The organism is Pseudomonas sp. SYWMCR5 (assembly GCF_057197165.1).
Map to the genome: position 1 here is coordinate 49,649 of NZ_JBXUNH010000003.1, position 24,707 is coordinate 74,355.

Below are 24,707 nucleotides of genomic sequence, written 5' to 3' on the forward strand. Positions count from 1 at the left end.
AAAGAAAAAGGCTTGCCGGAGCAAGCCTTCTGGAAGGTGGGGATCAGGCTTGCTGGCGGTGCTGCTTTTCCAGCTTCTTCTTGATCCGGTCGCGTTTGAGCTGAGACAGGTAGTCGACGAACAGCTTGCCGTTGAGGTGATCGAACTCGTGCTGCACGCACACCGCCAGCAGGCCTTCGGCCTCGAGCTCGAAGGGCTTGCCATCGCGATCCTGAGCCTTGACCCGTACGCGCAGCGGGCGGTCGACGTTCTCGTAGAAGCCTGGCACCGACAGGCAGCCTTCCTGGTACTGGCCCATGTCGTGGGTCAGCTCTTCGACGCTGGGGTTGATGAACACCCGCGGCTCGCTGCGATCTTCGGAAAGATCCATCACCACGACCTGCTTGTGCACGTTGACCTGGGTCGCGGCCAGGCCGATGCCGGGCGCTTCGTACATGGTTTCAAACATGTCGTCGATCAGCTGGTGCAGGGCGTCGTCGAACTCCGTTACCGGTTTGGCGAGGGTGCGCAGGCGCGGGTCGGGGAATTCGAGGATGTTCAAGATGGCCATAGGGTCAGGCAGTCACTGTGCGTTTGGTTGAAAACTGAGCACACATAATAAAGGGAAATGGAGCGTTCGGCACCTGGGAAGCTTGGCTAGGGTCTCTATGAGCTTGATAGCTGGCGTTTCAGTCGACAGCTTTTCAAAGTGTTACCCACAAAGTTATCCACAGGAAGTGCCCGCTTATTGGCCTCCTGCCGATCAAGGATGATCCACCATGAACCCATCCCGTTCGTCGCCTTGCACTCCAGCGGAACTGGAGGCGCGGCTGCGTCTGCATCGCCTTCCCGATATTGGCTTGCGTCGTTTCCATACCCTCATCGAAGCATTCGGCAGTGCCTCTTCGGCACTCAGTGCGCCGGCTAGCGCCTGGCGTGCTCTGGGCCTGAAGGCTTCCAGTATAGACGCCCGGCGCAGTGCGCAAGTACGCGATGGCGCATTGGCTGCAATGGCCTGGCTAGAGCGTCCGGGCCAGTGTTTACTGATGTGGGACGGCCCTGGATACCCGGCATTGCTGGCCGAGATAGATGATCCGCCGCCTTTGCTTTTCGTCGCCGGCGACCCTGCCTTGCTCGAACGGCCGCAGTTGGCGATCGTCGGCAGCAGGCGTGCGTCACCCCCGGCGCTGGATACGGCCGGTGCGTTTTCCCGTTGCCTGGCTCAGGCCGGGTTCACCATCACCAGCGGCTTGGCACTGGGTGTCGACGGCGCCGCTCATCGGGCTGCGTTGAACGCCGGCGGCCACACGATCGGGGTGCTCGGCACGGGGTTGCAAAAACTTTATCCACAGCGCCATCGCGACTTGGCACGGGCCATGATCGACAACGGCAGCGCGCTGGTTTCGGAGTACCCGCTGGACGCCGGGCCACTGGCCGGCAACTTCCCCCGCCGCAACCGGATCATCAGTGGCCTGTCGCTCGGCGTGCTGGTCGTGGAGGCCAGCCTGGCCAGCGGCTCGTTGATCACCGCCCGGCTGGCAGCCGAACAGGGTCGGGAGGTGTACGCGATTCCCGGCTCCATTCACCACCCTGGCGCCAAGGGCTGCCATCAACTGATTCGCGATGGTGCGCTGCTGGTGGAGAGTGTCGGGCAGATCCTCGACAGCCTGCGCGGTTGGCAGAACCTGCCTCCTGCGTCTGTGGAGAAACCGGGTCATCCACTGCTGGCGTTGCTGCATGCCGCTCCACAGACCAGCGAGGGCCTGGCCCACAGCAGCGGGCTGCCACTGGCCCAGGTACTGGCCAGTCTGACCGAGCTCGAACTCGAAGGGCGGGTCAGCAGCGAAGCCGGACGTTGGTTTGCCCGTTCCGCCTAAGTACACTGCGCATCAGGCTTAAAGCGGAGAGACAGCAATGGTGAGCAGTTGGCGTGTGCAACAAGCCGCGCGTGAGGTGAAGGCGGGTGCGGTGATCGCCTATCCGACGGAAGCGGTCTGGGGCCTGGGCTGCGACCCGTGGAACGAAGACGCGGTGTACCGCCTGTTGGCGCTCAAGTCGCGCCCTGTGGATAAAGGCCTGATCCTGGTCGCCGACAACATCCGTCAGTTCGACTTCCTGTTCGAGGAATTCCCCCAGGACTGGATCGATCGCATGGGCAGCACCTGGCCGGGCCCGAACACCTGGCTGGTGCCGCACCAGGACCTGTTGCCCGAGTGGGTGACTGGCCAGCACGATACGGTGGCGCTGCGGGTCAGCGATCATCCCCAGGTGCGTGAGCTGTGCGCGCTGGTGGGGCCGCTGATCTCCACCTCCGCCAATCCTGCCGGGCGGCCGGCGGCCAAGAGCCGGTTGCGGGTGGAGCAGTATTTCCACAACGAGCTGGACCTGGTGCTCGGCGGCGCGCTGGGCGGACGCAGGAATCCGAGTGTGATTCGCGATCTGGTCACGGGCGAAGTAGTGCGGCCGGGCTGATTGTTCACACCTTGTAGGAGCGGGCTTGCCCGCGAAAGTAACACCGCGATGCATGGCACCGGCTATGCCGGTGATCGCGGGACAAGCCCGCTCCCACAGGGATGGACTGCCCCCAAGAAGTTGGACACAAATCCAACCCTTGGGGGCAGTCTAGGGATTGGGCTGGCCTTTAGATTTTGAACAAGACAGTTGCTCCTACAACGTGCGCAGTAGCGGTGTGATCTTTCTGATTCTGATCCTTGAGGCTGCACATTTCTGATTTAGGGAAATATCCTACGCGGCCTGTCGATCGCCATTACCTTCTCAGTGGGAACGTCTACCTCTAGGCTCCAGACCGTCGCCGAACAACTTGGCGATCGGGTGTGGTAACCCGAAGAGGATGATCTCCGCAGTCATGGTGGCTGTGCGCGGGAGGCTTACGCCTGCCGGGTCTGAGGTCTCCTCCCGGTTTACCACCCCGCGTGCAGCCGCCACCCATTCGCGTGGTAACGGATGGGGTTGGTCTATTCAGGAGATCAAAAGTGAAGAAGATAGTCCCCGACCCACCCCTCCCAAAAACCACCGCCCACCCCTTCGGCCGCTGCGACGCCGGCCATCCCCCGCTCTTCACCGTCAACCCCGACATCGAACCCCACGACGCCTTGGTCCACGTCGCGCTCTACCTGCGCTGCGCCTACGAAACTGGCATCAAAGCCATTGACCACTTGAGTGACGAAGGTCGCGGCATGTTCTGGTCGAGCCTGCATGCCATCGAGCTGGCAGAGGGCCTGGTTGAAGCGATGCTGGATGGGATCGAGTCGACAGTGAAACCTGGTGAGTCCTCTTAACGGGTTCGGAAAACAACTACGCGCTTCGCTGAATGCATGAAGTTTTCTGCACAGCCCTTGGACAATAAGCTTCTCGGGCTTTGCGAAGCATTCCATCCTGAACAAGCGACGAAGACGCCGATGGTAGGTCATTGAGATGTGTACGTTACATTGTACAATGTTCGCTCAGCTCTCCTTTGTTATCCGGGAAGGATTGGACAATGCACGTAATTACCTTTAGCCAAGCTCGCGCCGATCTGAAACAAACGATGGATGACGTATGTCGTGACCACGAGCCGGCAATCATCACGCGCCAACGTGGCGAGCCCGTGGTGATGCTTTCTCTTGAGGACTACAACGGCATGCAGGAAACCCTGTACTTGCTGAGCTCTTCAGCCAATGCCAAGCGCTTGCGCTCATCTGTCGAACAGCATAGGTCGGGTAAGCCCGCTGCCCATGAGCTGATCATCAATGAACATGAAGTCAAAGCACCGCAACAAGATTGAGGTGCGAAATTCTGTGAGCGTTGCGTTCACTGCTGAGGGATGGGAAGACTATCACCACTGGCGAGCAGTCGATTCGGCGATTTTCGAGGTGATCAATGCACTCATTCGTGAGTGCTGTCGTACGCCTTTCAAGGGAACTGGCAAGCCTGAACCACTCAAGGGAGACCTTTCTGGATACTGGTCACGGCGTATTACCCGAGAGCATCGCCTCGTCTATTTCTATGAGGGTGGGCAGCTAACGGTATTGCAATGCCGTTTTCATTACGATTGATAAGCAAAGCCTACGGTACAAGCCGAATTACCCAGCTTTGACTTGTACCGTCATGACCTCAGGGCAACAGCACCGTCGACCCCACCGTCCGCCGCGCCGACAACTCGGCCTGCGCCTTCGCAGCCTCCGCCAGCGGATATCGCTGCTGGATATCCACCACCAACTTGCCGCTGGCAATCATCGCGAACAGGTCATCGGCCATGGCCTGGGTGTTCTCGGCGTTGTTGGCGTAGCTGGCCAGGGTCGGCCGGGTCACGTACAGCGAGCCCTTCTGCGACAGAATTCCCAGATTCACGCCACTCACCGCGCCGGAGGCATTGCCGAAGCTCACCATCAAGCCACGCGGGCGCAGGCAGTCGAGGGAGGTCAGCCAGGTGTCGGCACCGACGCCGTCGTACACCACCGCGCACTTCTGGCCTTCGGTCAGCTCCAGCACACGCTTGGCCACGTCTTCACGGCTGTAATCGATGGTCGCCCAGGCCCCGAGCGCCTTGGCGCGCTCGGCTTTTTCTGCGGAACTGACAGTGCCGATCAGCTTGGCACCCAAGGCCTTGGCCCATTGGCAGGCCAGCGAGCCGACGCCACCTGCGGCGGCGTGGAACAGAATGAAGTCGCCGGGCTGCACCGCGTAGGTCTGCTTGAGCAGGTACTGGGTGGTCAGGCCCTTGAGCATCACGGCCGCAGCCTGCTCGAAGCTGATGCTGTCGGGCAGCTTCACCAGGTTCGCTTCCGGCAGGGTGTGGTATTCGCCATAGGCGCCCAGCGGCCCGCCGCCGTAGCCTACGCGGTCGCCGACCTTCAAGCGGGTGACGCCCTCGCCCACCGCATCGACCACCCCCGCACCTTCGGTGCCCAGGCCAGAAGGCAGTGATGGCGGCGCGTAGAGCCCGCCACGGAAATAGGTATCGATGAAGTTCAGACCGATCGCATGGTTGCGCACGCGCACCTGCTGCGGGCCGGGCGGTGTCGGTTCGAATTCCACGAGCTGCAGGACTTCCGGGCCGCCATGCTGGCTGAACTGAATACGCTTGGCCATCACACACTCCTGTTGTCGTCATCGCAAAGGCCCTCTATCGGACGCCTTTGCTTGACTGCCGTCAACTGCGGCGCGGCGCTGGCCGGTGGTATGCTACGCGGCGAATTCCTCCCTGCCCCTCCCAGGTGACCCGATGACCAGCCGCACCGAGGCCGTGAAGGCCTATCTGCTCGACCTGCAAGACCGCATCTGCGCCGCCCTCGAAACCGAGGACGGCGGCGCCCGCTTCGTCGAGGACGCTTGGGTTCGCGATGCTGGCGGCGGCGGTCGTACCCGGGTGATCGGCGAGGGCAAGCTGATCGAGAAAGGCGGGGTCAACTTCTCCCATGTGTTCGGCGCCGGCCTGCCACCGTCGGCCAGTGCGCACCGCCCGGAGCTGGCCGGCCGTGGCTTCGAGGCGCTGGGCGTGTCGCTGGTGATCCACCCGCACAACCCGCATGTGCCAACGTCCCACGCCAATGTGCGGTTCTTCATCGCCGAGAAAGAGGGCGAAGAAGCGGTGTGGTGGTTCGGCGGCGGCTTCGACCTGACCCCGTACTACGGCAACGAGGAAGACTGCATCCACTGGCACCGCGTCGCCGAACAGGCCTGTGCCCCCTTCGGTGCCGACGTATACCCGCGCTACAAGGCCTGGTGCGACCGCTACTTCCACCTCAAGCATCGCGGCGAACCCCGTGGCATTGGCGGGCTGTTCTTCGATGACCTGAACGAGTGGGATTTCGACACCTGCTTCGCCTTCATCCGTGCCATCGGCGATGCCTACATCGACGCCTACCTGCCGATCGTGCAGCGGCGCAAGGACACCCCCTACACCGCGCAGCAGCGCGAATTCCAGGAATATCGCCGCGGGCGCTATGTCGAATTCAACCTGGTCTACGACCGCGGCACGCTGTTCGGCCTGCAATCCGGCGGGCGTACCGAGTCGATCCTCATGTCGTTGCCGCCGCAGGTTCGTTGGGGCTACGACTGGAAGGCCGCGCCTGGCAGCGAGGAAGCGCGCCTGACCGAGTATTTCCTGCAGGACCGCGACTGGCTCGGCCAGTAAGCCTGTGGATAACCGAGGATTCCCCATGGACCAGTACGTCGTTTTCGGTAACCCCATCGGCCACAGCAAGTCGCCGCTGATCCACCGCCTGTTCGCCGAGCAGACCGGCCAGGATCTGGAATACAACACCCTGCTGGCGCCGCTGGACGAGTTCAGCGACTGCGCCCGCGGCTTCTTCAAGCAGGGCAGCGGCGCCAACGTGACCGTGCCATTCAAGGAAGAAGCCTACCGCCTGTGCGACAGCCTCACGCCACGGGCGCAACGCGCGGGCGCGGTCAACACCCTGACCCTGTTGGCCGATGGCACGTTGCAGGGCGACAACACCGATGGCGCAGGCCTGGTGCGCGACCTGACGGTGAATGCCGGGGTCACGCTGGCGGGCAAGCGCATCCTGATTCTCGGCGCCGGTGGTGCGGTGCGTGGCGTGCTGCAGCCGATCCTGGCGCATAAGCCGCAATCGCTGGTGATCGCCAATCGCACAGTGGAAAAGGCCGAGCAGTTGGCGCGCGAGTTCGATGAACTCGGGCCGGTGGTCGCCAGCGGCTTTGCCTGGTTGCAGGAGCCGGTGGACGTGATCATCAACGCTACTTCGGCAAGCCTGTCGGGTGAGCTGCCGCCGATTGCCGAGAGCCTGGTCGAGGCTGGTCGCACCGTGTGCTACGACATGATGTATGGCAAGGAGCCGACGCCGTTCTGCCAGTGGGCGACGAAGCTTGGGGCGGCGAAAGTGCTGGATGGGCTGGGAATGCTCGCCGAGCAGGCGGCCGAGGCGTTTTATGTCTGGCGTGGGGTTCGGCCTGAGACCGGGCCAGTGCTGGATGAGCTGCGGCGGCAGTTGGCGCGGGGGTAGGGCTTACTCCTCGAACCTGATCGGACACCCGTCGATCCCCTCCAGCTTCTGCAATTCCTCCACCACCTGGGGCCTGGCCCGATGCAGGGTCAGGCTGCCGCCATTCCGTAACAGCCGCCGCGCCTCGCGGTGCAACATATCCACACCCGAATAGTCGATGAAGTTGATCTGTCGCGCGTCGATCACCACATGCGGCCCTTGGCAGCGCTGCAGGCGTACCTGCAGATAATGCGCTGCACCGAAGAAGATCGAGCCACCGACCCGCAGCACGTCCGCCTCCCCTTCACGGCTCTGCTGCACCCGCGGCCGCGAGGTGCGCTTGAGGTAGAAGAACAGCGACGCCAGCACTCCCGCGTAGATCGCCGTCTGTAGCTCCAGCAACAGGGTGGACGCCGCAGTCAGCGCCATCACCAGGAACTCCGAACGACTGACCCGGAACAACGCGCGAATCGCCCGGTGATCCACCAGCCCCCAACAAATCAGCAGGATGCTGCCGGCCATCGCCGGGATCGGCAGGTGAGCGATGAGCCCGGCGCCGGCCACGGCGAACAGCGCCACCCACAGCGCCGAGAACACCCCGGCCATGGGGGAACGGGCGCCCGCCTCGAAGCTCAGCCCGGAGCGGGTGAACGAACCTGACGACAGGTAACCCGAGAAAAACGCGCCGCCCATGTTGGAAAAGCCCTGGGCGCGGATCTCCTGGTCGGCGTCGATCAGTTGTTCCGAACGTGCTGACAACGAGCGGGCGATCGACAGGCTGGTGACCAGCCCGAGCATGCCCACCGCCACGGCGCTGGGCAGCAGGCGCAGGATCAGGTCCAGGTCGAGCAACGGCAGCGGGCTCAGGGGCGGCAGATGGCCGCTGAACGCAGGAACGCGGGGCACGTGGGCGAAGTAACCGGGCAGCAGCCACGCCACCAGGCTCACCAGCACCAGGCTGATCAACAGCGCCGGCCAGCGCGGGCGCACAAGCTTGATGGCGATGCCAATCAGCAAGGTGGCCAGGCCCAGCCCCAGCGAGGGCAGGTCCACTTCGCGGGCATGGGCGAACAGGTCCTGGGCGGTCTTGAGTGCCGTGGCCTGGCTGGGCAAGTCCATGCCCATCAGATTCGGCAACTGGCCAAGGGCAATGACGATGGCGGCACCCAGGGTGAAACCGAGCACCACGGAATGGGAGACGAAGTTGACCAGTGCGCCGAAGCGCAGCAGCCCGAGCAGCAGTTGGAACACCCCGCCAAGAAAGGTCAGCAGGAGGACGAGGGTCACGTAGTCGCTGCTGCCGGCCACGGCCAGCGGGCTGACGCTGGCGTAGAGGACGATGGAGATGGCGGCGGTGGGGCCGCAGATCAGGTGCCAGGACGACCCCCACAGGCAGGCGATCAGTACCGGCACGATGGCCGCATACAGGCCGTATTCGGCGGGCAGGCCGGCAATCAGCGCATAGGCGATGGATTGCGGCAGGGCGAGGATCGCGCCGCTCAGCCCCACCAGCAGGTCCTGGCGCAGGCTGCGGCCGGATTGCCGGGGAAGCCAGGTCAGGAAGGGCAGCAGATGGGTCAGGCGAGGCATGGGTTATTCACAGTCCTGAGTTTTGCCCCTGTCTGGAGCGGATTCATACCAACTGTAGGAGCGGGCTTGCCCGCGAATGCGTCAGTGAATGCACCACAGCATTCGCGGGCGAGTCAGAAATCAGAGTTTGCCCTTGACGGCCTCCAGTCCATCACCGCCAGCCTTGCTGCTCACGCCAGCGAGCCACGCCTGCAGCACTTGTGGATGAGCCTTCACCCACGCCTTGGCCGCCTGGTCGAAACTGACCTTCTTGTCCACAACCTCGGCCATGATGGCGTTCTCCATATCCAGGGTAAATACCAGATTGCCCAGCAGCTTCGCGGCATTCGGGCACGCCTGTGGATAACCGTTGCGCACCAGGGTGAACACCTCGCCCCTGCTGCCGAACCATTTTTCGCCACCGGTGAGGTAGTGCATCTTCAGCTTCACGTTCATCGGGTGCGGTGTCCAGCCGAGGAAGGTGATGAACTGGTTCTTCTTCACGGCGCGGTCGACCTGCGCCAGCATTGCCTGCTCGCTGGACTCGATCAGCTTCCACTGCCCGAGGTCGAACGCGTTCGTGTCGATGATCTCTTTGAGCGACAGGTTGGCCGGCGCGCCGGAGCCGATGCCGTAGAGTTTCTTGTCGAACTGCTCGGCGTGTTTCTGCAGGTCGGCGAAGTCCTTGATACCGGCATTCCACACGTAGTCGGGCACTGCCAGGGTGAACTCGGTGCCTTCGAGGTTGCGCGACAATTGTTTCACGTCGCCGGTGGCGATGAATTTGTCATGAAAGCCCTGCTGCGCTGGCATCCAGTTGCCGAGGAAGGCGTCCACGCGGCCATCTTTCAGGCCGCCGTAGATGATCGGCACGGCCAGGCTGTCGATCTTCACCTGGTAGCCCAGGCTTTCGAACAGCAAGCGGGCGATGGCGTTGGTGGAGGCGATATCGCTCCAGCCGGGGTCAGCCAGTTTGACGGTGCTGCATTGCGTGTCGCTGTCGGCCGCCTGAGCGGTCAGGGCGCCAAGGCCCAGGGCCAGGGCGATCACGGCGGTGGAGAACTTCTGCATGGCGGCCTCTCTTCTCAATCCATGGGTGCGGGCTGTGGATAACGTGCCTTGCGCTCGAGGTCATCGAGATCGATATGGTTGCGCATGTACTGTTGGCTGGCGTCGACCAGGGGTTGGTGGTCCCAGCTTTTCAGCTTGCCGATGGCCAGGGCCTCGGCCACCAGACGGCGGCGGCGCTGGCTGGCCAGCACCTGCTGGCGCAGGCTGGAAACGTCCCAGCGTTGCCTGGCTTCATCGACAAATGCCTGCAGCAAGCCCTGGTGATCCGGGCTGCCGGTGAGGTTCTCCCGCTCGTGCGGGTCGCGGCTCAGGTCGTAGAGTAGGCACGGGTCGTCTTCGCTGTACACGAACTTGTACGCGCCACGCCGAATCATCATCAGCGGCCCGACCGTACCCTCGGCCATGTATTCGCCGATCACCTCGTCGTGTCCGCCCTGCCCTTGCAGGTGGCCGAGCAGCGAGCGGCCGTCCAGGTGCAGGCTGTTATCCACAGCCCCGCCTGCCAGCTCGACCAGGGTCGGCAGCAGGTCACAGGTGGACACGCTGGCGCTGACCCGCGCCGCGGCGAAACGCTTGGGCGCATGGACCAGAAGCGGCACCCGCGCCGACATCTCGAACCAGTGCATCTTGTACCAGAGCCCGCGCTCGCCAAGCATGTCGCCATGGTCGCCGGAGAACACGATCAGCGTGTCGTCGGCCAGGCCGCAATCCTCGAGGGTCTGCAGCAGCTTGCCGATGTTGTCGTCGATGTAGCTGCAGGCGCCGAAGTAGGCGCGGCGGGCGTCGCGGATCTTGTCTACAGGCAGCGGCTTGTCCCACAGGTCGTAGACCTTGAGCAGGCGCTGCGAGTGGGGGTCTTGCTGGTCCTGGGCGATTTCGTCGCGCGGCAGCGGGATATCCACAGACGCGTAGAGATCCCAGTAGCGCCGTGGGATGGTGTAGGGGTCGTGGGGATGGGTCATCGACACCGTCAGGCAGAACGGCCGACCGTCATCCTCGCGGACGTGGTCGTACAGGTACTGCTGCGCCTTGAACACCACTTCCTCGTCGAAATCCAGCTGGTTGGTGCGCACGCACGGCCCGGCTTGTAGCACCGAGGACATGTTGTGGTACCAGCTCGGGCGCACGTCGGGGGCGTCCCAGTTCACCGCCCAGCCGTAATCGGCGGGGTAGATGTCGCTGGTCAGGCGCTCTTCATAGCCGTGCAACTGGTCGGGGCCGCAGAAATGCATCTTGCCCGACAGCGCGGTGCGGTAGCCGAGGCGGCGCAGGTAGTGGGCGTAGGTGGGGATGTCGGCGGGAAAGTCGGCGGCGTTGTCGTAGGCGCCGATGCGGCTGGGCAACTGGCCGCTGACCAGGGTGAAGCGCGACGGCGCGCACAGCGGGCTGTTGCAGTAGGCCGAATCGAAGACCACAGCCTGATCGGCGAGGCGGGCGAGGTTCGGCATCCTGATCGGCGAGGGGTTGTAGATTGGCAGCATAGGCGCGGCCATCTGGTCGGCCATGATGAACAGGATGTTGGGTTGCTTCATGGGGTGCCCTTCCATCGTCGAACGTTATGTGAATTGCTTGCGATCGAGGATGCGGCTGTGGATAACATGGGTAAAGCCCATGGCGGGCAATGACTGGGATTAGCTGAGCTTATGTTTGAGCACCTTGCGGGCATGTCACTGGAAAGCTTGCGCGTGTTCGAGGCGGCGGCGCGCCTGCGCGGTTTCACGGCGGCGGCACTGGAACTGGGCACCACGCAGCCGGCGGTGAGCCAGCAGGTCAAGCGGCTCGAGGCGCAGTTGGGCACGCGCCTGTTCGACCGGATCTACCGGGGGATCGAGCTGACGGATGCGGGCCAGTCGCTGTTCGAACAGGTCCACCAGGGCTTGCAGGCGATGGACGAAGGCATCGCCGAGGCGAGCGGCCGCGGCCAGCACGAGGTGCTGCAGGTGGCCACCGACTTCGCCTTTGCGGCCTTCTGGCTGATGCCCCGGCTGCAGCGCTTCCACGAGGCTTATCCACAGGTGGATGTGAGCCTGGTGACCGGTGAGCGCAGTCAGGGGATGCTGCGCCCCGATATTGATGTGGCCGTGCTGTTTGGCGACGGGCGCTTTCATCAGGGCGAAAGCCGCTGGTTGTTCGATGAAGAGGTCTTTCCGGTTTGCAGCCCTCGGCTGACTGATGGCAAACCCTTGTCAGCAGTGGCTTTGGAACGATTGCCCTTGTTGCATCTACGCGGTGAACAGGCCAGTGGCTGGTTCGACTGGGCGGGGGTGTTTCGCGGTTTCGGCGTGGTCAGCCCGCCACCACCAGGGCAGTTGCGCTTCGATAATTACACCTTGTTGATCCAGGCGGCGATCGCCGGGCAAGGGGTCGGGATTGGCTGGGGGCATCTGGTCGATGGGCTGGTCGAGCAGGGGTTGCTGTGCCGGCCAGTGGAAGGGAGTTTGCGCTCGTCGCGTGGCTATTACGTGGTGTTGCCGCCACGCAAGCGGCGTGGGGCGTTGATCGAGCGGTTTGTGGAGTGGCTGGAGCGTGAGCTCAGCCTATCGAACCCATCTGTTGCTACGGATTGAGCCAAGAAATGCGCAAAAGAAGGGCGCGCTAGGCGCCCCCCTCTTATTATTTCTTGCTTGAAAGACTCAGGCCTCCGCCTTTGGCGTCCGTGTAGCGACAAATAGTGGAGGTCGAACCTTCCTGCGAGTTGACGAATTTCAACGAGGCCAGCTGAACTTCCTTGGTGCCCTTGTCATCGGCATTCGGCGCAAAGCCTTTCCATTTGCCATCTGCAGAAGTGTAGTGATAGCCACTGAAGCCATCCTCGGTGGATTGTGTCGAGGCTTCCTTGATGTCCTTGGGCTCGGGGCAAGTTGCAGCAAGTGCAGTGCCTGACATGAACAGAGCAAGAAGCGCGGTTGAGAGTACACGCATATCGGCTATTCCTTCAGCAAGTTAGTGAGCTTTCAGCTTGCGATCTCTGAAGGCCTGACACAACTAGCAAAATTATCAGGTAGCCGAATGCATGTGCATGGAACTGTCGTACGCCAGTTCCCCCTCAGCCCCGGGCGCCGCGCACCCCTTCAGCCAGCGCCGAGCACAGGCTCAGCACATCGCTCACAGCCTGTTCGGGTGACTTGGCCTGGGCGATCTTGTCGACCAGCGCCGAGCCCACCACCACGCCATCGGACAGCTTGGCGATCGCTGCGGCCTGCTCTGGCGTACGGATGCCGAAACCCACGCTGATCGGCAGGTCGGTATGGCGACGCAGGCGGGCGATGGCCTCCTTGACGTGCTCGGTGGTCGCCGAGCCCGCACCGGTCACACCGGCCACCGACACGTAGTAGACGAAGCCCGAGCTGCGCTCGAGCACACGCGGCAGACGCACGTCGTCGGTGGTCGGGGTGGTCAGGCGGATGAAGTCGATACCCGCGGCCTGGGCCGGGGTTGCCAGTTCGGCGTCGTGCTCTGGCGGCAGGTCGACGATGATCAGGCCATCGACGCCAACGGCCTTCGCCTCGGCGACGAACTGTTCCACGCCAAAGCGGTGGATCGGGTTGTAGTAGCCCATCAGCACGATCGGCGTGGTCTGGTTGTCGACGCGGAATTCGCGGACCATCTGCAGGGTTTTCGCCAGGGTCTGGCCAGCCTCCAGGGCGCGCAGGGTGGCGAGCTGGATCGCCACGCCGTCGGCCATCGGGTCGGTGAAGGGCATGCCCAGCTCGATCACATCGGCGCCGGCTTCAGGCAGACCCTTGAGGATTTCCAGCGAGGCATCGTAGCCAGGGTCGCCTGCAGTGATGAAGGTGACCAGTGCCGAGCGGCCTTCGGCCTTCAGGTCGGCGAAACGTTGTTCAAGACGGCTCATGCCTGTTTCTCCTGGGCAGCCATGTGGTTCATCACGGTTTGCATGTCTTTGTCGCCGCGGCCGGAAAGGCACACGACCATCAGGTGATCCTTGGGCAGGTTCGGGGCGCGCTTGATCGCCTCGGCCAGGGCGTGGGAGCTCTCCAGCGCCGGGATGATGCCTTCGAGGCGGCAGGTGGCGTGGAAGGCGTCCAGGGCTTCGTCGTCGGTGATGCTGACGTATTCGACCCGCTTCACTTCGTGCAGGTAGGCGTGCTCGGGGCCGATGCCGGGGTAGTCCAGGCCGGCGGAGATCGAGTGGGCATCGGTGATCTGGCCATCGTCGTCCTGCAGCAGGTAGGTGCGGTTGCCGTGCAGTACGCCAGGGACGCCGCCGTTGAGGCTGGCGGCATGCTTGTCGGTGTGCACGCCATGGCCACCGGCTTCGACGCCGATGATCTGCACGCTTTCGTCTTCGAGGAAGTTGTGGAACAGGCCCATGGCGTTGGAGCCGCCGCCGACGCAGGCGACCAGGCTGTCTGGCAGGCGGCCTTCCTTCTCGTGCAACTGGGCGCGGGTTTCCTTGCCGATGATCGACTGGAAATCGCGGACCATCGCCGGATACGGGTGCGGGCCGGCCACGGTGCCGATCAGGTAGAAGGTGTCTTCGACGTTGGTGACCCAGTCGCGCAGGGCCTCGTTCATGGCGTCCTTCAGGGTGCCGGTGCCGGCGGTGACCGGAACGATCTCGGCGCCCAGCAGCTTCATGCGGAACACGTTGGCTTGCTGGCGCTCGATGTCGGTGGCGCCCATGTAGATCACGCAGGGCAGGCCGAAGCGCGCAGCGACGGTGGCGGTGGCCACGCCGTGCATGCCGGCGCCGGTCTCGGCGATCAGGCGCTTCTTGCCCATGCGCTTGGCCAGCAGCACCTGACCGATGCAGTTGTTCACCTTGTGCGCGCCGGTGTGGTTGAGCTCTTCACGCTTGAAGAAGATCTTCGCGCCGCCGCAGTGCTCGGTCAGGCGCTCGGCGAAGTACAGCGGGTTGGGGCGACCGATGTAGTCGCGCTGGAAGTAGGCGAGCTGCTCGAGGAATTCGGGGTCTGCCTTGGCCGCTTCGTACTCGCGGGCCAGGTCCAGGACCAGGGGCATCAGGGTTTCGGCTACGTAGCGGCCGCCGAATGCGCCGAACAGGCCATTGGCGTCGGGGCCGGGGCGGTATTGGGACTGGGACATGGGGCGCTCCATAGGGGTCTGGATTGGAAGATCGTGTCGCCTTCTTCGCGGGCAAGCCCGCTCCCGAAGGCTGAATACAGCACTGCACTGGTGGGAGCGGGCTTGCCCGCGAAGAGGCCACCACTGATCGATGGGCCTACTCTACCCAGCGCAACGTCCCCTGAAAACCGATAAGATTGCGACAACTCGTCAGGAAAACTCACAAGTCAAATGCCTCAGGACCTCCCTCCCCTCAATGCCCTGCGCGCTTTCGAGGCCACTGCCCGGCTGAATAGCGTCAGCCAGGCCGCCGAACAGCTGCACGTGACCCACGGCGCGGTGAGCCGGCAGATCAAGGTGCTCGAGGAGCATCTCGGCGTGGCGCTGTTCATCAAGGATGGGCGTGGCATAAAACTCACAGATGCCGGGGTTCGCCTGCGCGATGCCAGCTTCGATGCCTTCGACCGCCTGCGCAGCGTATGCGCCGAGCTCAGCCGTGATGTCAGCGATGCACCCTTCGTCCTGGGATGCTCCGGCAGCCTGCTGGCGCGGTGGTTCATTCCCCGGCTCGGGCGTTTGAAGGCCGATCTGCCTGAGCTGCGTCTGCACCTGTCGGCCGGAGAGGGCGATCTGGATCCGCGCCGCCCGGGGTTGGATGCGTTGCTGGTGTATGCCGAGCCGCCGTGGCCCGCCGACATGCAGGTGCATGTACTGGCCGAGGAACGTATCGGGCCGGTGCTCAGCCCGCACTTTCCCGGCTTCGAGCGCCTGTGCCAGGCCCCTGCACGTGCGCTGCTGGGTGAAGCCTTGCTGCATACCACCTCGCGTCCACAGGCGTGGCCGACCTGGGCCGCGCAGCAAGGGCTGGACGCCAGTGCGCTGACCTTCGGCCAGGCATTCGAGCACCTGTATTACCTGCTGGAGGCTGCGGTGGCGGGTTTGGGGGTGGCGATCGCGCCGCAACCGCTGGTGGCGGACGATCTGCGTGGCGGACGCCTGGCGGCGCCGTGGGGTTTTTCGCCGACGCCAGCGGCGTTGGCGCTATGGGTGCCGCGGCGCGCCGCCGATGGGCGCGCCGAGCAGTTGGCGCAGTGGTTGCGCCGGGAGTTGCAGGCGCAGGCTTAGGCTCTGTCCGAAAAGCCTTGATACTCGGTGATGCTGCGTTGAAAACAGCCTGACCTTCGTCTCAAGACTTTTCATACAGACCCTAGTTGCGGCGGCACAGCAAGTAGGCCGCAAGCAGGCCCAATGCGCCAACGGCCACGCCCGCAGTGGTCCAGGGGTGTTCCTGGGCGTAGTCACGGGTGGCGATGCCGGTTTCCCGGGTGCGGGTCTTCACTTCTTCGTAGGCGTCGGTCAGCAGGCTGCGCGAATGCTTGAGGGCGTTCTGGGCGTTGCCGCGCAGGGCCTTCATGGTTTTCTGCGTTTCCTCCGAGGCATCGCCTTTGAGGTCTTCCAGCGTCTTGAGCAGGCTTTCGATCTCCGCTTCCATGCTTTCCAGTGAGGTCTTGCGCAGTGCGTTACGGGCCATGTGGACTCTCCTTCGCTGAGTAGGGTGTAAAGAGTGCGACTGCGCCCTGTGCCGAAAGTGCGATCGAACTTTCGCCCGAGGCGATGGCTCGCAGGTAAACCGGGCCTGCGCTGCTAGGCTCAATCCAGCACATCATCCAAGGAGAGTGTTCATGTCCGATCATCACACCTACAAGAAGATCGAGCTCGTCGGTTCCTCGCCCACGAGTATCGAAGATGCGATCAACAATGCCCTGGCCGAAGCCGGCAAGAGCATCAAGCACCTGGAGTGGTTCGAGGTGGTCGATACGCGTGGCCATATCCGCGACAACAAGGCTGCGCATTTCCAGGTTACGCTCAAGGTCGGGTTCCGCATCGCCAACAGTTGAAACAGTATGGGGATAGCCTGTTCCTGAGTTATGGCGTATGACTTCCAAGGGCACCGGTATACGCCGGTGCTCTATGCTGCTTTTTTGATCCGCATAAGGAACGATGACGATGAAGAAAGTGTTTCTGGCAGTAGGCCTGATGATGTTGGCCGGTGGAGCGATGGCGGCAGGTAAGCCGTGCGAGGAGCTCAAGAGCGAAATTGCAGCCAAGCTCGATGCCAAGGGGGTTCAGGGGTATACGCTGGAGATCGTCGACAAGGGCACGCCGGCTGGCAAGGTGATCGGCAGCTGCGAGGCCGGGACCAAGGAAATCATCTATCGCCGCGGTTGAGGCGTAAATCCGAACACAATACCTGTAGGAGCGGCGGTTCGCCGCTCCTACATGGGGATTGGGCAGGCCTTTAGATTTCGACTAAGGCAGTTGCTTCCACATACGACATTCAATCGCCCTTCAACGCCTGCGCCAGCAGCTCATACGAGCGCACCCGATCGGCATGCTCATACAGGTCGCAGGTGAAGATCAGCTCATCCGCGCCGGTCTGCTCCAGCAGCACCTCCACCTTCGCCCGCACCTTCTGCGGGCTGCCAATCATCGCCAGCCCAAGGAAACTCCCCACCGCATCACGCTCATGGGGCAGCCACAGGCCGTCCATGCTCTGCACGGGTGGGCGCTGCATCAGGCTCTGGCCGCGGATCAGCGCGAGGATGCGCTGGTAGACCGAGGTCGCCAGGTATTCGGCCTTCTCGTCGCTGTCCGCCACCACCATCGGGATGCCCAGCATCACGTAGGGCTTGTCCAGCGTTGTCGACGGCTTGAAATGGTCGCGGTAGATGCGGATCGCCTCGTGCATGTAGCGCGGGGCGAAGTGCGAGGCGAAGGCGTATGGCATGCCGCGCATGCCGGCCAGTTGCGCGCTGAACAGGCTTGAACCCAGCAGCCACATCGGCACTTCGGTGTCGTGGCCGGGCACGGCGATCACTTTCTGATCGTCGGTACGTGGGCCGAGGTAGCGCGACAACTCCTCGACATCGTCGGGGAAGTCGTCGGCGCTGCCAGAGCGCTCGCGGCGCAGGGCGCGGGCGGTCATCTGGTCGGAACCGGGCGCACGGCCCAGGCCCAGGTCGATGCGGCCGGGGTAGAGGCTGGCCAGGGTGCCGAACTGTTCGGCGATCACCAGCGGCGCATGGTTGGGCAGCATCACCCCGCCCGAGCCGATGCGGATGCGCGAGGTGCCGCCAGCGAGATAGCCCATCAGCACCGAGGTCGCCGAGCTGGCGATGCCGTCCATGTTGTGGTGTTCGGCCACCCAGAACCGGTTGTAGCCGAAACGCTCGACGTGCTGCGCCAGGTCCAGTGAGTTGCGTAGCGACTGGGCCGGGCCGGCATCGGCGCGCACCGGCACCAGGTCGAGGGTGGAAATCTTCAGGTCACGCAGATGCGTCATCGGAGCCTCCGCAGGAAATTGGTTGGCCAAGGGCCTTTGTGACTCTGTATGGGCACCCTGCGATGGATTCAATGGTTGACCATGGATTGATCTGAACTTGCTGTAGGCAGTGTCCTCAGAATCCGTAGTGACACCCACTAAACATCCAGGAGGCATCATGAAAAAGACAGCATCGGCGATCTGGCAGGGAGGGCTCAAGGATGGCAAGGGCCTGCTGTCCACCGAGAGTGGCGCCCTCAAGCAGAACCCCTATGGCTTCAATACCCGCTTCGAAGGATCGCCTGGGACCAACCCCGAGGAGCTGATCGGTGCGGCCCATGCGGGCTGTTTCTCGATGGCGCTATCGATGATGCTGGGTGAGGCCGGGCTGACGCCCGAACGCATCGACACCGTCGCCGAAGTCAGCCTCGACAAGCAGCCCGATGGCTTTGCCATTACCGCCGTGCATCTCACCCTCAAGGCCAAGGTCCCCGGTGCCAGTGAGGCGCAGTTCCAGGAGATTGCCAACAAGGCCAAGGCGGGATGCCCGGTGTCCAAGGTGCTCAACGCGACGATCAGCCTGGATGCGACGCTGCTCTCGTAGGTTAGGCTTTGCTTGCTGTAGTCTGGAAGGGTCGGCAGCTTGCCTGCCCTTTGAGGAGCCGTTCCATGATCCGCGTAGCATTCGCCGTTCTGGCCTCGTTGCTGGCCACCTCCGCGCTGGCGGCAGTCAAGCCGTGCGAGGAGCTCAAGGCCGAGATCGAGGCGAAGATCCAGGCGGCCGGGGTGCCTTCCTACACCCTGGAAATCGTGCCGAACAGCGAGGTCAGTGATCCGAACATGGTCGTTGGCAGCTGCGATGGCGGGACCAAAAAGATCATCTACCAGAAGAACGACCAATAGCGGTCGTTGCAGCGGGGTCGCAGCGCGACCCCGTTGTTCATGGGATGCAGAAGATGTTGCTCGGCTCGTCCACCAGCACCTGGCGGTTGGCGTCGTACAGGTACACCTGCGGCTGCATCGCCGGGGCCCGGGCTTCGAGGCGATAGCGCTCACCGGCCTTGAAGTTGTCGAAGCGCACGGTCAAGTAGCAGGTGCGCTCGGTCGGGCTTGTGGTGAAGAGCCCGGCAGTCAGCTCGTAGTCGAAGCGCACCACCAGTTCATGGCGGCCCGGCGTGAGCTGGAAGTACCGGCCGTCGTCGAGGCGCTTGCCATCGAGCTTGTCGGCCATGATGGTACGACCGGGGGTGACGGTATAGAGGTCGACCCAGGCCTGGGCCGGGTCTTTGGGTGGCAAGGGGCTGGCGCAAGCCCCCAGTGCACTGAGGGCGATCAGCATCATGGGCTGGCGCATGATGAAACTCCGCTTGCGGGTCACAGACTACAAGCATAGCGCTGATCAGGTGCGCTGACAGCCCGCTGGCAGGCCTTGGCCTATCAGTTTCTGCTGTTCGTCATAGAGTTTCACCCAAGGCCGGAAGCCGATGCTGCCGGCTTGCAGGCTGTAGCGCTGGCCGGCGCTGAAGTCCTTGAAGGTGAGGTTCAGTTGGCAGTCGCGCCACAGTGGTTCGTCGACTGGGCCGATATTGCTCGGGGTGACCGGAAACTGGTAACGCACCGTCAGTTCGTGGCTACCCGGCGGCACTTCGAAATAGCGGTTGTCGGCCCAGTCGCGCTCGTCCACCTGCACGGCGTGCAGCGAGGTGTCGTCGTCGCGGGCGAGGTCGATCCAGGCCTGGTTGGGGTCGGGGTCGGGCAAGGTGGAGCAGGCGCTCAGCAGCCCGAAGGTGCCGACGGCAAACAGTGTACGCATGGCGAAAAGGCCCTCTGGCGAGATAGTCTTGGAACGCACAGGCCTTGAGCGGGATGAACAGCCCTGATGTTTCGACTTTTTCTGCTACTGCGCTCAGGCCACCGGGCTCTCGACCGCGTTTTCAGCCCTTTTGTTCCGCTGCTGGCCGCGCTCCTGCTGAGCGGTTGCGGCAGCCTCGGCTACTACGGCCAGCTGGCCGAAGGGCAATGGCAACTGCTGCGTGCACGCCAGCCAGTGGAGCGGGTGCTGGCCGACCCCACGACGGACGAACGGCTGCGTCAGCGTCTGCTGCATGCCGAACAGGCCCGCACTTTCGCAAGCGAGCACCTGAAGCTGCCAGACAATCGCAGCTACCGGGTGTACGCCGATCTCGGGCGGCCCTATGTGGTGTGGAATGTGTTCGCCACGCCGGAGCTTTCGCTGCAACCGGTCACCCACTGTTTCCCCATCGCCGGTTGCGTCGCCTACCGCGGCTACTACCGCCAGGGCGCTGCGCGCGGGGCAGCGGCGCTGATGCGCGAGCAAGGGCTGGATGTGTACGTCGGGGGTGTCGAGGCTTACTCGACCCTGGGCTGGTTCGACGATCCGATTCTCTCGTCTATGGTGGGCTGGGGCGAGGAGCGCCTGGCCACGCTGATCTTTCACGAACTGGCGCACCAGCGCTTCTACGTGAAGGACGACACCGAATTCAACGAGTCCTTCGCCACCTTCGTCGAACAGGAGGGCACGCGGCAATGGCGCATGGCGCGTGGGCTTGCGGCGGCTCACGAGGATGGGGCGCGGCAGCGTGAACAGTTCATCCGCCTAGTGCTGGCGAGTCGCGAGCGCCTGCAGGCGATCTACGCTGGGACGCTTGCTGATGCCGACAAGCGGGTGGCCAAGCAAGCCGAGTTCGCGCGATTGCGACGTGAATACCGCGAGCTGCGCGATCGGGACTGGGCCGGTGACCGCCGCTATGACGCCTGGGTGTATGGGCCGATGAGCAATGCCAAGCTGCTGCCGTTCGGCCTGTATGACCAGTGGGTGCCGGCGTTTGCGGCGCTGTTTCGTCAGGCTGGTGGGGACTGGACGACGTTCTATCAGCGGGTCGAGCACTTGGGGCAGCAGCCGATCGATCAGCGAAAAGCGGCGTTGCAGCGGTTGATGGCACAGCCTTGATATGCCGGGGCCGTGCGCGGCCCCGTGGCCATCAAGCCTTGATGAACGCGTGGTGCAAATCCGCCACCGTGTCGAAATGAAACGCCGGCGCCTCGGCCACCAGCTCTTCGCGGCTGCCGAAACCGTATCCCACCGCCACGGCCTGCAACCCGTTGCTGCGGGCGCCGATCAGGTCGTGCTTGCGGTCACCGATCATCAGGGTCTGCGCCGGGTCCAGCCCTTCTTCGTCCAACAGATGGCGGATCAGCTCGACTTTGTTGGTGCGGGTGCCATCCAGCTCACTGCCGTAGATCACCTTGAAATGCCGGTCGAAAGCAAAGTGCCGGGCGATCTCGCGGGCGAACTCCCAAGGCTTGGAGGTGGCAACGTACAAGGTGCGGCCCTGGTCGTTCAGGGCTTGCAGCAGCTCTGGCACGCCGTCGAATACCAGGTTCTCGTACAGGCCGGTGACGCGGAAGCGTTCGCGGTAGAAGTTGACCGCCTCCCAGGCCTTGGCCTCGTCGAAGCCGTAGAACTGCATGAAGGCCTGCAGCAAGGGCGGGCCGATGAAATGCTCGAGGCGGGTCAGGTCGGGCTCGTCGATACCTAGTTTGGCCAAGGCGTACTGGATCGAGCGGGTGATGCCCTGGCGTGGGTCGGTCAGGGTGCCGTCGAGGTCGAAGAGGATGTTTTGCTGGTGCATGTATGCGGGTCCACTCAAGTCTTGCGTCGACTGCTTCACGGGCAAGCCCGCTCCTACAGGATAATCACAGAGCCTGTAGGAGCGGGCTTGCCCGTGAATGGGTCATTCCGGTTGATCGTAGCCTTCGGCCAGGTGCTGGTCCTTGAGCTTCACATAGTTGCTGGCGCTGTAGGGGAAGAACGCGCGTTCCTTTTCGTTCAGCGGCCGGGCCTGCTTTACCGGGCTGCCGACATACAGGTAGCCGCTCTCCAGGCGCTTGCCGGGCGGCACCAGGCTGCCGGCGCCGATGATCACCTCGTCCTCGACGATGGCGCCATCCATGATGGTGCTGCCCATGCCGACCAGGATCCGGTTGCCCAGTGTGCAGCCGTGCAGCATCACCTTGTGACCGATGGTCACTTCGTCGCCGATGATCAGCGGGAAGCCGTCCGGGTTGAAGGGGCCGGCGTGGGTGATGTGCAGCACGCTGCCATCCTGCACGCTGGTGCGCGCGCCGATGCGGATCCGGTGCATGTCGCCGCGCACTACGGTCAGCGGCCAGACCGAGCTGTCTTCACCGATCTGCACGTCGCCGATCACCACCGCCGAACGGTCGACGAAGGCGCGTGGGCCGACTTTCGGCGTGTGTTCCCGGAAGGTCCGGATGGCCATGATAGTGTCCCTCTGCAATGCCGATAGGCAGGCTGCCTGCTGCGGTCGGCGTCGATTGTAATTAAGATGGTCCCGTGTTTCTCCTGCCAAGGTATCCAAACCGTGAGTGCGAACAACCCGCTTCTGCAGTCCCACGACCTGCCACCCTTCTCCGCAATCCGCGCCGAACACGTGCTGCCGGCGATCGAGCAGATCCTGGCCGACAACCGCAAGGCCATCGCCGATATCCTCGCGCAGCAGGGCAAGAACCCCTCCTGGGCCGGCCTGGTGCTGGCGATGGACGAACTCAACGACCGCCTGGGCGCGGCCTGGAGCCCGGTCAGCCACCTCAATGCGGTGTGCAACAGCAAGGAACTGCGCGAGGCCTACGAGTCGTGCCTGCCGGCGCTGAGCGCCTATTCCACCGAACTGGGGCAGAACCGCGCCCTGTTCGATGCCTACCAGGCGCTGGCCAACAGCGATGAAGCCGCCAGCTTCGACGTGGCGCAGAAGACGATCCTCGACCACGCCCTGCGTGACTTCCGCCTGTCGGGTATCGACCTGCCGGCCGACAAGCAGCAGCGCTATGCCGAAGTGCAGAGCAAGCTCAGCGAGCTGGGCAGCCGTTTCTCCAACCAGTTGCTCGACGCCACCCAGGCCTGGACCAAGCACGTCACCGACGAAGCCGCACTGGCCGGCCTGACCGATTCGGCCAAGGCGCAGATGGCCGCCGCTGCCCAGGCCAAAGGCCTCGACGGTTGGCTGATCACGCTGGAGTTCCCCAGCTACTACGCGGTGATGACCTACGCCAGCGACCGCGCCCTGCGCGAAGAGCTGTACGCCGCCTACTGCACCCGCGCCTCGGACCAGGGCCCGAACGCCGGGCAGTTCGACAACGGCCCGGTGATGGCCGAGATCCTCGACCTGCGCCAGGAGCTGGCTGGGCTGCTGGGCTACGCCAACTACGCCGAGCTGAGCCTGGCCACCAAGATGGCCGAGTCCAGCGACCAGGTGCTGAGCTTCCTGCGTGACCTGGCCAAGCGTTCCAAGCCGTTCGCAGCTCAGGATCTGGAGCAGCTCAAGGCCTACGCCGCCGAGCAGGGCACTCCGGAGCTGGCCAGCTGGGACGCCGGCTATTACGGCGAGAAGCTGCGCGAGCAGCGCTACAGCGTGTCGCAGGAAACCCTGCGCGCCTACTTCCCGATCGACAAGGTGCTGAGCGGCCTGTTCAGCATCGTCCAGCGCCTGTACGGCATCGAAATCGCCGAACTCAAGGGCTTCGACGCCTGGCACCCGGACGTGCGCCTGTTCGAGATCAAGGAGAACGGCCAGCACGTCGGGCGCTTCTTCTTCGACCTCTACGCCCGTGCCAACAAGCGTGGTGGCGCCTGGATGGACGGTGCCCGCGACCGTCGCCGCACCGCGGCCGGTGCATTGCAGAGCCCGGTGGCCAACCTGGTGTGCAACTTCACCCCGGCCGCACCGGGCAAGCCGGCGCTGCTCACCCACGACGAAGTCACCACGCTGTTCCACGAGTTCGGCCACGGCCTGCACCACCTGCTCACCCGCATCGAGCATGCCGGTGTGTCCGGCATCAACGGTGTGGCCTGGGACGCGGTCGAGCTGCCGAGCCAGTTCATGGAGAACTGGTGCTGGGAGCCTGAAGGCCTGGCACTGATTTCCGGCCACTACGAGACCGGCGAGCCGCTGCCCCAGGACCTGCTGGACAAGATGCTGGCGGCGAAGAACTTCCAGTCCGGCATGATGATGGTGCGCCAACTGGAGTTCTCGCTGTTCGACTTCGAGCTGCACGCCACCCATGGCGACGGCCGCAGCGTGCTGCAGGTGCTCGAGGGCGTGCGCGACGAGGTCACGGTGATGCGTCCGCCGGCCTACAACCGCTTCCCTAACAGCTTTGCGCACATCTTCGCCGGCGGTTATGCGGCGGGCTACTACAGCTACAAGTGGGCCGAAGTGCTGTCGGCCGACGCCTTCTCGCGCTTCGAGGAAGAAGGCGTGCTCAATGCCGAGACCGGACGCGCGTTCCGCGAGGCGATCCTGGCCCGTGGCGGTTCGCGCGAGCCAATGGTGCTGTTCGTCGATTTCCGTGGTCGTGAGCCTTCCATCGATGCGCTGCTGCGTCATAGTGGCCTGACCGAGGATGCGGCGGCATGAGTGAGGGCGGCGTGATCAAGACCAAGAAACGCTTCATCGCCGGGGCGGTATGCCCGGCGTGCAGCGAGCCCGACAAGCTGATGATGTGGAATGAAGACGGCGTGCCACACCGCGAGTGCGTGGCCTGCGGCTTCACCGACACCCTCAACGAGCAGGGCTTGTCGGTGCCCAAGGAGCTCGGTACCCGGGTAAACCAGCAGGCGGTCAAGGCCGAGCCGGTAAAGGTGCAGACGGTTCAGTTCTTCCCGAACCCGAAGCTCAAGAAGCCGCACTGACCCTGTCCGCCTGACGGCA

Annotated in this window: 30 protein-coding genes; 16 read left to right on the forward strand and 14 right to left on the reverse strand. The window is 63.7% G+C overall.

Features of this window, described 5'->3' with window-relative positions; genetic code table 11:
* Positions 1 to 43 precede the first annotated feature (43 nt).
* On the reverse strand, positions 44 to 550 hold the full coding sequence (gene def / locus AC2CGW_RS10600) for a peptide deformylase (RefSeq protein WP_186721119.1): 507 nt from the start codon (positions 548 to 550) through the stop codon (positions 44 to 46).
* A 208-nt stretch (positions 551 to 758) separates the two neighbouring features.
* Here def and dprA point away from each other — a divergent pair, with 208 nt between their 5' ends.
* The 5 genes from dprA (at position 759) to AC2CGW_RS10625 (ending at position 4,034) form a co-directional block, all read left to right on the forward strand.
* Positions 759 to 1,856, forward strand: a complete 1,098-nt coding sequence (gene dprA / locus AC2CGW_RS10605; RefSeq protein WP_186670230.1) for a DNA-processing protein DprA — start codon at positions 759 to 761, stop codon at positions 1,854 to 1,856.
* A 37-nt stretch (positions 1,857 to 1,893) separates the two neighbouring features.
* Positions 1,894 to 2,451, forward strand: a complete 558-nt coding sequence (gene tsaC / locus AC2CGW_RS10610; RefSeq protein ID WP_426352765.1) for an L-threonylcarbamoyladenylate synthase type 1 TsaC — start codon at positions 1,894 to 1,896, stop codon at positions 2,449 to 2,451.
* A gap of 521 nt (positions 2,452 to 2,972) precedes the next feature.
* The gene (locus AC2CGW_RS10615) at positions 2,973 to 3,278 is read left to right on the forward strand and encodes a hypothetical protein (protein WP_484574027.1); all 306 of its coding nucleotides are present in this window, start codon (positions 2,973 to 2,975) and stop codon (positions 3,276 to 3,278) included.
* 200 nt (positions 3,279 to 3,478) lie between these two features.
* Entirely contained in the window at positions 3,479 to 3,763 is a 285-nt protein-coding gene (locus tag AC2CGW_RS10620) for a type II toxin-antitoxin system Phd/YefM family antitoxin (RefSeq protein WP_186670021.1), read from the forward strand.
* On the forward strand, positions 3,729 to 4,034 hold the full coding sequence (locus tag AC2CGW_RS10625; protein WP_186670019.1) for a Txe/YoeB family addiction module toxin: 306 nt from the start codon (positions 3,729 to 3,731) through the stop codon (positions 4,032 to 4,034). Before AC2CGW_RS10620 ends, AC2CGW_RS10625 begins: the two co-directional genes overlap by 35 nt.
* Positions 4,035 to 4,092: 58 nt before the next feature.
* On the opposite strand, the gene AC2CGW_RS10630 is transcribed toward AC2CGW_RS10625, so the two are convergent.
* Positions 4,093 to 5,070 carry an NADPH:quinone reductase gene (locus tag AC2CGW_RS10630; RefSeq protein ID WP_186670017.1) on the reverse strand — a complete coding sequence of 326 codons (978 nt, stop codon included), beginning with the start codon at positions 5,068 to 5,070 and terminating at the stop codon, positions 4,093 to 4,095.
* Positions 5,071 to 5,203: 133 nt separating this feature from the next.
* Between AC2CGW_RS10630 and hemF the strand changes: the two genes are divergently transcribed.
* Together hemF and aroE are read left to right on the forward strand one after the other, a co-directional pair.
* Entirely contained in the window at positions 5,204 to 6,115 is a 912-nt protein-coding gene (gene hemF, locus AC2CGW_RS10635) for an oxygen-dependent coproporphyrinogen oxidase (protein WP_426352768.1), read from the forward strand.
* A gap of 25 nt (positions 6,116 to 6,140) precedes the next feature.
* Complete coding sequence (gene aroE / locus AC2CGW_RS10640; protein WP_288377677.1) at positions 6,141 to 6,965, forward strand: shikimate dehydrogenase; 825 nt, start codon at positions 6,141 to 6,143, stop codon at positions 6,963 to 6,965.
* Between the two features lie 3 nt (positions 6,966 to 6,968).
* On the opposite strand, the gene AC2CGW_RS10645 is transcribed toward aroE, so the two are convergent.
* The 3 genes from AC2CGW_RS10645 to betC all read right to left on the reverse strand — a co-directional run bounded on the left by AC2CGW_RS10645 (position 6,969) and on the right by betC (position 11,116).
* Positions 6,969 to 8,534, reverse strand: a complete 1,566-nt coding sequence (locus AC2CGW_RS10645) for a SulP family inorganic anion transporter (RefSeq protein ID WP_484574028.1) — start codon at positions 8,532 to 8,534, stop codon at positions 6,969 to 6,971.
* A 120-nt stretch (positions 8,535 to 8,654) separates the two neighbouring features.
* A complete protein-coding gene (gene choX, locus AC2CGW_RS10650; protein ID WP_186670013.1) occupies positions 8,655 to 9,584 on the reverse strand; it encodes a choline ABC transporter substrate-binding protein in 930 nt (309 codons plus the stop codon).
* Positions 9,585 to 9,598: 14 nt separating this feature from the next.
* Positions 9,599 to 11,116, reverse strand: a complete 1,518-nt coding sequence (betC, locus tag AC2CGW_RS10655; RefSeq protein ID WP_484574029.1) for a choline-sulfatase — start codon at positions 11,114 to 11,116, stop codon at positions 9,599 to 9,601.
* A 111-nt stretch (positions 11,117 to 11,227) separates the two neighbouring features.
* Between betC and AC2CGW_RS10660 the strand changes: the two genes are divergently transcribed.
* The gene (locus AC2CGW_RS10660) at positions 11,228 to 12,151 is read left to right on the forward strand and encodes a choline sulfate utilization transcriptional regulator (protein ID WP_186721104.1); all 924 of its coding nucleotides are present in this window, start codon (positions 11,228 to 11,230) and stop codon (positions 12,149 to 12,151) included.
* A 46-nt stretch (positions 12,152 to 12,197) separates the two neighbouring features.
* Here AC2CGW_RS10660 and AC2CGW_RS10665 read toward each other — a convergent pair whose 3' ends face one another.
* The 3 genes from AC2CGW_RS10665 to trpB form a co-directional block, all read right to left on the reverse strand.
* Positions 12,198 to 12,506 carry a DUF3757 domain-containing protein gene (locus AC2CGW_RS10665; protein WP_186670010.1) on the reverse strand — a complete coding sequence of 103 codons (309 nt, stop codon included), beginning with the start codon at positions 12,504 to 12,506 and terminating at the stop codon, positions 12,198 to 12,200.
* Between the two features lie 124 nt (positions 12,507 to 12,630).
* Positions 12,631 to 13,440: a tryptophan synthase subunit alpha gene (gene trpA, locus AC2CGW_RS10670; protein WP_426352771.1), complete on the reverse strand. Its 810-nt coding sequence runs from the start codon at positions 13,438 to 13,440 to the stop codon at positions 12,631 to 12,633.
* Positions 13,437 to 14,654 carry a tryptophan synthase subunit beta gene (gene trpB, locus AC2CGW_RS10675; RefSeq protein ID WP_186670007.1) on the reverse strand — a complete coding sequence of 406 codons (1,218 nt, stop codon included), beginning with the start codon at positions 14,652 to 14,654 and terminating at the stop codon, positions 13,437 to 13,439. Before trpB ends, trpA begins: the two co-directional genes overlap by 4 nt.
* A gap of 210 nt (positions 14,655 to 14,864) precedes the next feature.
* On the opposite strand from trpB, the gene AC2CGW_RS10680 reads away from it, so the two are divergent.
* Positions 14,865 to 15,758, forward strand: coding sequence for a LysR family transcriptional regulator (locus AC2CGW_RS10680; RefSeq protein WP_186670005.1), 894 nt, complete (start codon positions 14,865 to 14,867; stop codon positions 15,756 to 15,758).
* A gap of 82 nt (positions 15,759 to 15,840) precedes the next feature.
* Here AC2CGW_RS10680 and AC2CGW_RS10685 read toward each other — a convergent pair whose 3' ends face one another.
* Positions 15,841 to 16,164 (reverse strand): ElaB/YgaM/YqjD family protein, encoded by a 324-nt coding sequence (locus AC2CGW_RS10685; protein ID WP_054893393.1) that lies wholly within the window; start codon positions 16,162 to 16,164, stop codon positions 15,841 to 15,843.
* 151 nt (positions 16,165 to 16,315) lie between these two features.
* Between AC2CGW_RS10685 and AC2CGW_RS10690 the strand changes: the two genes are divergently transcribed.
* Both AC2CGW_RS10690 and AC2CGW_RS10695 read left to right on the forward strand, forming a co-directional pair.
* Positions 16,316 to 16,531 carry a dodecin gene (locus tag AC2CGW_RS10690; RefSeq protein WP_042121737.1) on the forward strand — a complete coding sequence of 72 codons (216 nt, stop codon included), beginning with the start codon at positions 16,316 to 16,318 and terminating at the stop codon, positions 16,529 to 16,531.
* A 109-nt stretch (positions 16,532 to 16,640) separates the two neighbouring features.
* Entirely contained in the window at positions 16,641 to 16,862 is a 222-nt protein-coding gene (locus AC2CGW_RS10695; RefSeq protein WP_186670001.1) for a DUF1161 domain-containing protein, read from the forward strand.
* A 109-nt stretch (positions 16,863 to 16,971) separates the two neighbouring features.
* Here AC2CGW_RS10695 and AC2CGW_RS10700 read toward each other — a convergent pair whose 3' ends face one another.
* A complete protein-coding gene (locus AC2CGW_RS10700; protein ID WP_186710934.1) occupies positions 16,972 to 17,976 on the reverse strand; it encodes an LLM class flavin-dependent oxidoreductase in 1,005 nt (334 codons plus the stop codon).
* Positions 17,977 to 18,133: 157 nt separating this feature from the next.
* On the opposite strand from AC2CGW_RS10700, the gene AC2CGW_RS10705 reads away from it, so the two are divergent.
* Entirely contained in the window at positions 18,134 to 18,559 is a 426-nt protein-coding gene (locus AC2CGW_RS10705; RefSeq protein ID WP_186669999.1) for an OsmC family protein, read from the forward strand.
* A 65-nt stretch (positions 18,560 to 18,624) separates the two neighbouring features.
* On the forward strand, positions 18,625 to 18,858 hold the full coding sequence (locus AC2CGW_RS10710) for a DUF1161 domain-containing protein (RefSeq protein WP_186669998.1): 234 nt from the start codon (positions 18,625 to 18,627) through the stop codon (positions 18,856 to 18,858).
* 37 nt (positions 18,859 to 18,895) lie between these two features.
* On the opposite strand, the gene AC2CGW_RS10715 is transcribed toward AC2CGW_RS10710, so the two are convergent.
* Complete coding sequence (locus tag AC2CGW_RS10715; RefSeq protein WP_186669997.1) at positions 18,896 to 19,309, reverse strand: PA0061/PA0062 family lipoprotein; 414 nt, start codon at positions 19,307 to 19,309, stop codon at positions 18,896 to 18,898.
* A 45-nt stretch (positions 19,310 to 19,354) separates the two neighbouring features.
* Positions 19,355 to 19,768 (reverse strand): PA0061/PA0062 family lipoprotein, encoded by a 414-nt coding sequence (locus AC2CGW_RS10720; protein ID WP_186669996.1) that lies wholly within the window; start codon positions 19,766 to 19,768, stop codon positions 19,355 to 19,357.
* Between the two features lie 66 nt (positions 19,769 to 19,834).
* On the opposite strand from AC2CGW_RS10720, the gene AC2CGW_RS10725 reads away from it, so the two are divergent.
* Positions 19,835 to 20,926 (forward strand): aminopeptidase, encoded by a 1,092-nt coding sequence (locus AC2CGW_RS10725; RefSeq protein ID WP_484574030.1) that lies wholly within the window; start codon positions 19,835 to 19,837, stop codon positions 20,924 to 20,926.
* 31 nt (positions 20,927 to 20,957) lie between these two features.
* Here AC2CGW_RS10725 and AC2CGW_RS10730 read toward each other — a convergent pair whose 3' ends face one another.
* On the reverse strand, positions 20,958 to 21,608 hold the full coding sequence (locus tag AC2CGW_RS10730; protein ID WP_186710931.1) for an HAD family hydrolase: 651 nt from the start codon (positions 21,606 to 21,608) through the stop codon (positions 20,958 to 20,960).
* A gap of 102 nt (positions 21,609 to 21,710) precedes the next feature.
* A complete protein-coding gene (locus AC2CGW_RS10735; protein ID WP_186669991.1) occupies positions 21,711 to 22,259 on the reverse strand; it encodes a gamma carbonic anhydrase family protein in 549 nt (182 codons plus the stop codon).
* Positions 22,260 to 22,325: 66 nt separating this feature from the next.
* Here AC2CGW_RS10735 and prlC point away from each other — a divergent pair, with 66 nt between their 5' ends.
* On the forward strand, positions 22,326 to 24,413 hold the full coding sequence (prlC, locus tag AC2CGW_RS10740) for an oligopeptidase A (protein ID WP_484574031.1): 2,088 nt from the start codon (positions 22,326 to 22,328) through the stop codon (positions 24,411 to 24,413).
* Entirely contained in the window at positions 24,410 to 24,688 is a 279-nt protein-coding gene (locus tag AC2CGW_RS10745; RefSeq protein WP_186669989.1) for a YheV family putative zinc ribbon protein, read from the forward strand. The genes prlC and AC2CGW_RS10745 overlap by 4 nt, the downstream gene beginning before the upstream one ends.
* Positions 24,689 to 24,707 lie beyond the last annotated feature (19 nt).

What these genes read in the sequence shown, in the direction of transcription:
- def (WP_186721119.1), bottom strand. Translation starts at nt 550, where the DNA reads ATGGCCATCTTGAACATCCTCGAATTCCCCGACCCGCGCCTGCGCACC.
- dprA (WP_186670230.1), top strand. Translation starts at nt 759, where the DNA reads ATGAACCCATCCCGTTCGTCGCCTTGCACTCCAGCGGAACTGGAGGCG.
- tsaC (WP_426352765.1), top strand. Translation starts at nt 1,894, where the DNA reads ATGGTGAGCAGTTGGCGTGTGCAACAAGCCGCGCGTGAGGTGAAGGCG.
- AC2CGW_RS10620 (WP_186670021.1), top strand. Translation starts at nt 3,479, where the DNA reads ATGCACGTAATTACCTTTAGCCAAGCTCGCGCCGATCTGAAACAAACG.
- AC2CGW_RS10625 (WP_186670019.1), top strand. Translation starts at nt 3,729, where the DNA reads ATGAACATGAAGTCAAAGCACCGCAACAAGATTGAGGTGCGAAATTCT.
- AC2CGW_RS10630 (WP_186670017.1), bottom strand. Translation starts at nt 5,070, where the DNA reads ATGGCCAAGCGTATTCAGTTCAGCCAGCATGGCGGCCCGGAAGTCCTG.
- hemF (WP_426352768.1), top strand. Translation starts at nt 5,204, where the DNA reads ATGACCAGCCGCACCGAGGCCGTGAAGGCCTATCTGCTCGACCTGCAA.
- aroE (WP_288377677.1), top strand. Translation starts at nt 6,141, where the DNA reads ATGGACCAGTACGTCGTTTTCGGTAACCCCATCGGCCACAGCAAGTCG.
- AC2CGW_RS10645 (WP_484574028.1), bottom strand. Translation starts at nt 8,534, where the DNA reads ATGCCTCGCCTGACCCATCTGCTGCCCTTCCTGACCTGGCTTCCCCGG.
- choX (WP_186670013.1), bottom strand. Translation starts at nt 9,584, where the DNA reads ATGCAGAAGTTCTCCACCGCCGTGATCGCCCTGGCCCTGGGCCTTGGC.
- betC (WP_484574029.1), bottom strand. Translation starts at nt 11,116, where the DNA reads ATGAAGCAACCCAACATCCTGTTCATCATGGCCGACCAGATGGCCGCG.
- AC2CGW_RS10660 (WP_186721104.1), top strand. Translation starts at nt 11,228, where the DNA reads ATGTTTGAGCACCTTGCGGGCATGTCACTGGAAAGCTTGCGCGTGTTC.
- AC2CGW_RS10665 (WP_186670010.1), bottom strand. Translation starts at nt 12,506, where the DNA reads ATGCGTGTACTCTCAACCGCGCTTCTTGCTCTGTTCATGTCAGGCACT.
- trpA (WP_426352771.1), bottom strand. Translation starts at nt 13,440, where the DNA reads ATGAGCCGTCTTGAACAACGTTTCGCCGACCTGAAGGCCGAAGGCCGC.
- trpB (WP_186670007.1), bottom strand. Translation starts at nt 14,654, where the DNA reads ATGTCCCAGTCCCAATACCGCCCCGGCCCCGACGCCAATGGCCTGTTC.
- AC2CGW_RS10680 (WP_186670005.1), top strand. Translation starts at nt 14,865, where the DNA reads ATGCCTCAGGACCTCCCTCCCCTCAATGCCCTGCGCGCTTTCGAGGCC.
- AC2CGW_RS10685 (WP_054893393.1), bottom strand. Translation starts at nt 16,164, where the DNA reads ATGGCCCGTAACGCACTGCGCAAGACCTCACTGGAAAGCATGGAAGCG.
- AC2CGW_RS10690 (WP_042121737.1), top strand. Translation starts at nt 16,316, where the DNA reads ATGTCCGATCATCACACCTACAAGAAGATCGAGCTCGTCGGTTCCTCG.
- AC2CGW_RS10695 (WP_186670001.1), top strand. Translation starts at nt 16,641, where the DNA reads ATGAAGAAAGTGTTTCTGGCAGTAGGCCTGATGATGTTGGCCGGTGGA.
- AC2CGW_RS10700 (WP_186710934.1), bottom strand. Translation starts at nt 17,976, where the DNA reads ATGACGCATCTGCGTGACCTGAAGATTTCCACCCTCGACCTGGTGCCG.
- AC2CGW_RS10705 (WP_186669999.1), top strand. Translation starts at nt 18,134, where the DNA reads ATGAAAAAGACAGCATCGGCGATCTGGCAGGGAGGGCTCAAGGATGGC.
- AC2CGW_RS10710 (WP_186669998.1), top strand. Translation starts at nt 18,625, where the DNA reads ATGATCCGCGTAGCATTCGCCGTTCTGGCCTCGTTGCTGGCCACCTCC.
- AC2CGW_RS10715 (WP_186669997.1), bottom strand. Translation starts at nt 19,309, where the DNA reads ATGCGCCAGCCCATGATGCTGATCGCCCTCAGTGCACTGGGGGCTTGC.
- AC2CGW_RS10720 (WP_186669996.1), bottom strand. Translation starts at nt 19,768, where the DNA reads ATGCGTACACTGTTTGCCGTCGGCACCTTCGGGCTGCTGAGCGCCTGC.
- AC2CGW_RS10725 (WP_484574030.1), top strand. Translation starts at nt 19,835, where the DNA reads ATGTTTCGACTTTTTCTGCTACTGCGCTCAGGCCACCGGGCTCTCGAC.
- AC2CGW_RS10730 (WP_186710931.1), bottom strand. Translation starts at nt 21,608, where the DNA reads ATGCACCAGCAAAACATCCTCTTCGACCTCGACGGCACCCTGACCGAC.
- AC2CGW_RS10735 (WP_186669991.1), bottom strand. Translation starts at nt 22,259, where the DNA reads ATGGCCATCCGGACCTTCCGGGAACACACGCCGAAAGTCGGCCCACGC.
- prlC (WP_484574031.1), top strand. Translation starts at nt 22,326, where the DNA reads ATGGTCCCGTGTTTCTCCTGCCAAGGTATCCAAACCGTGAGTGCGAAC.
- AC2CGW_RS10745 (WP_186669989.1), top strand. Translation starts at nt 24,410, where the DNA reads ATGAGTGAGGGCGGCGTGATCAAGACCAAGAAACGCTTCATCGCCGGG.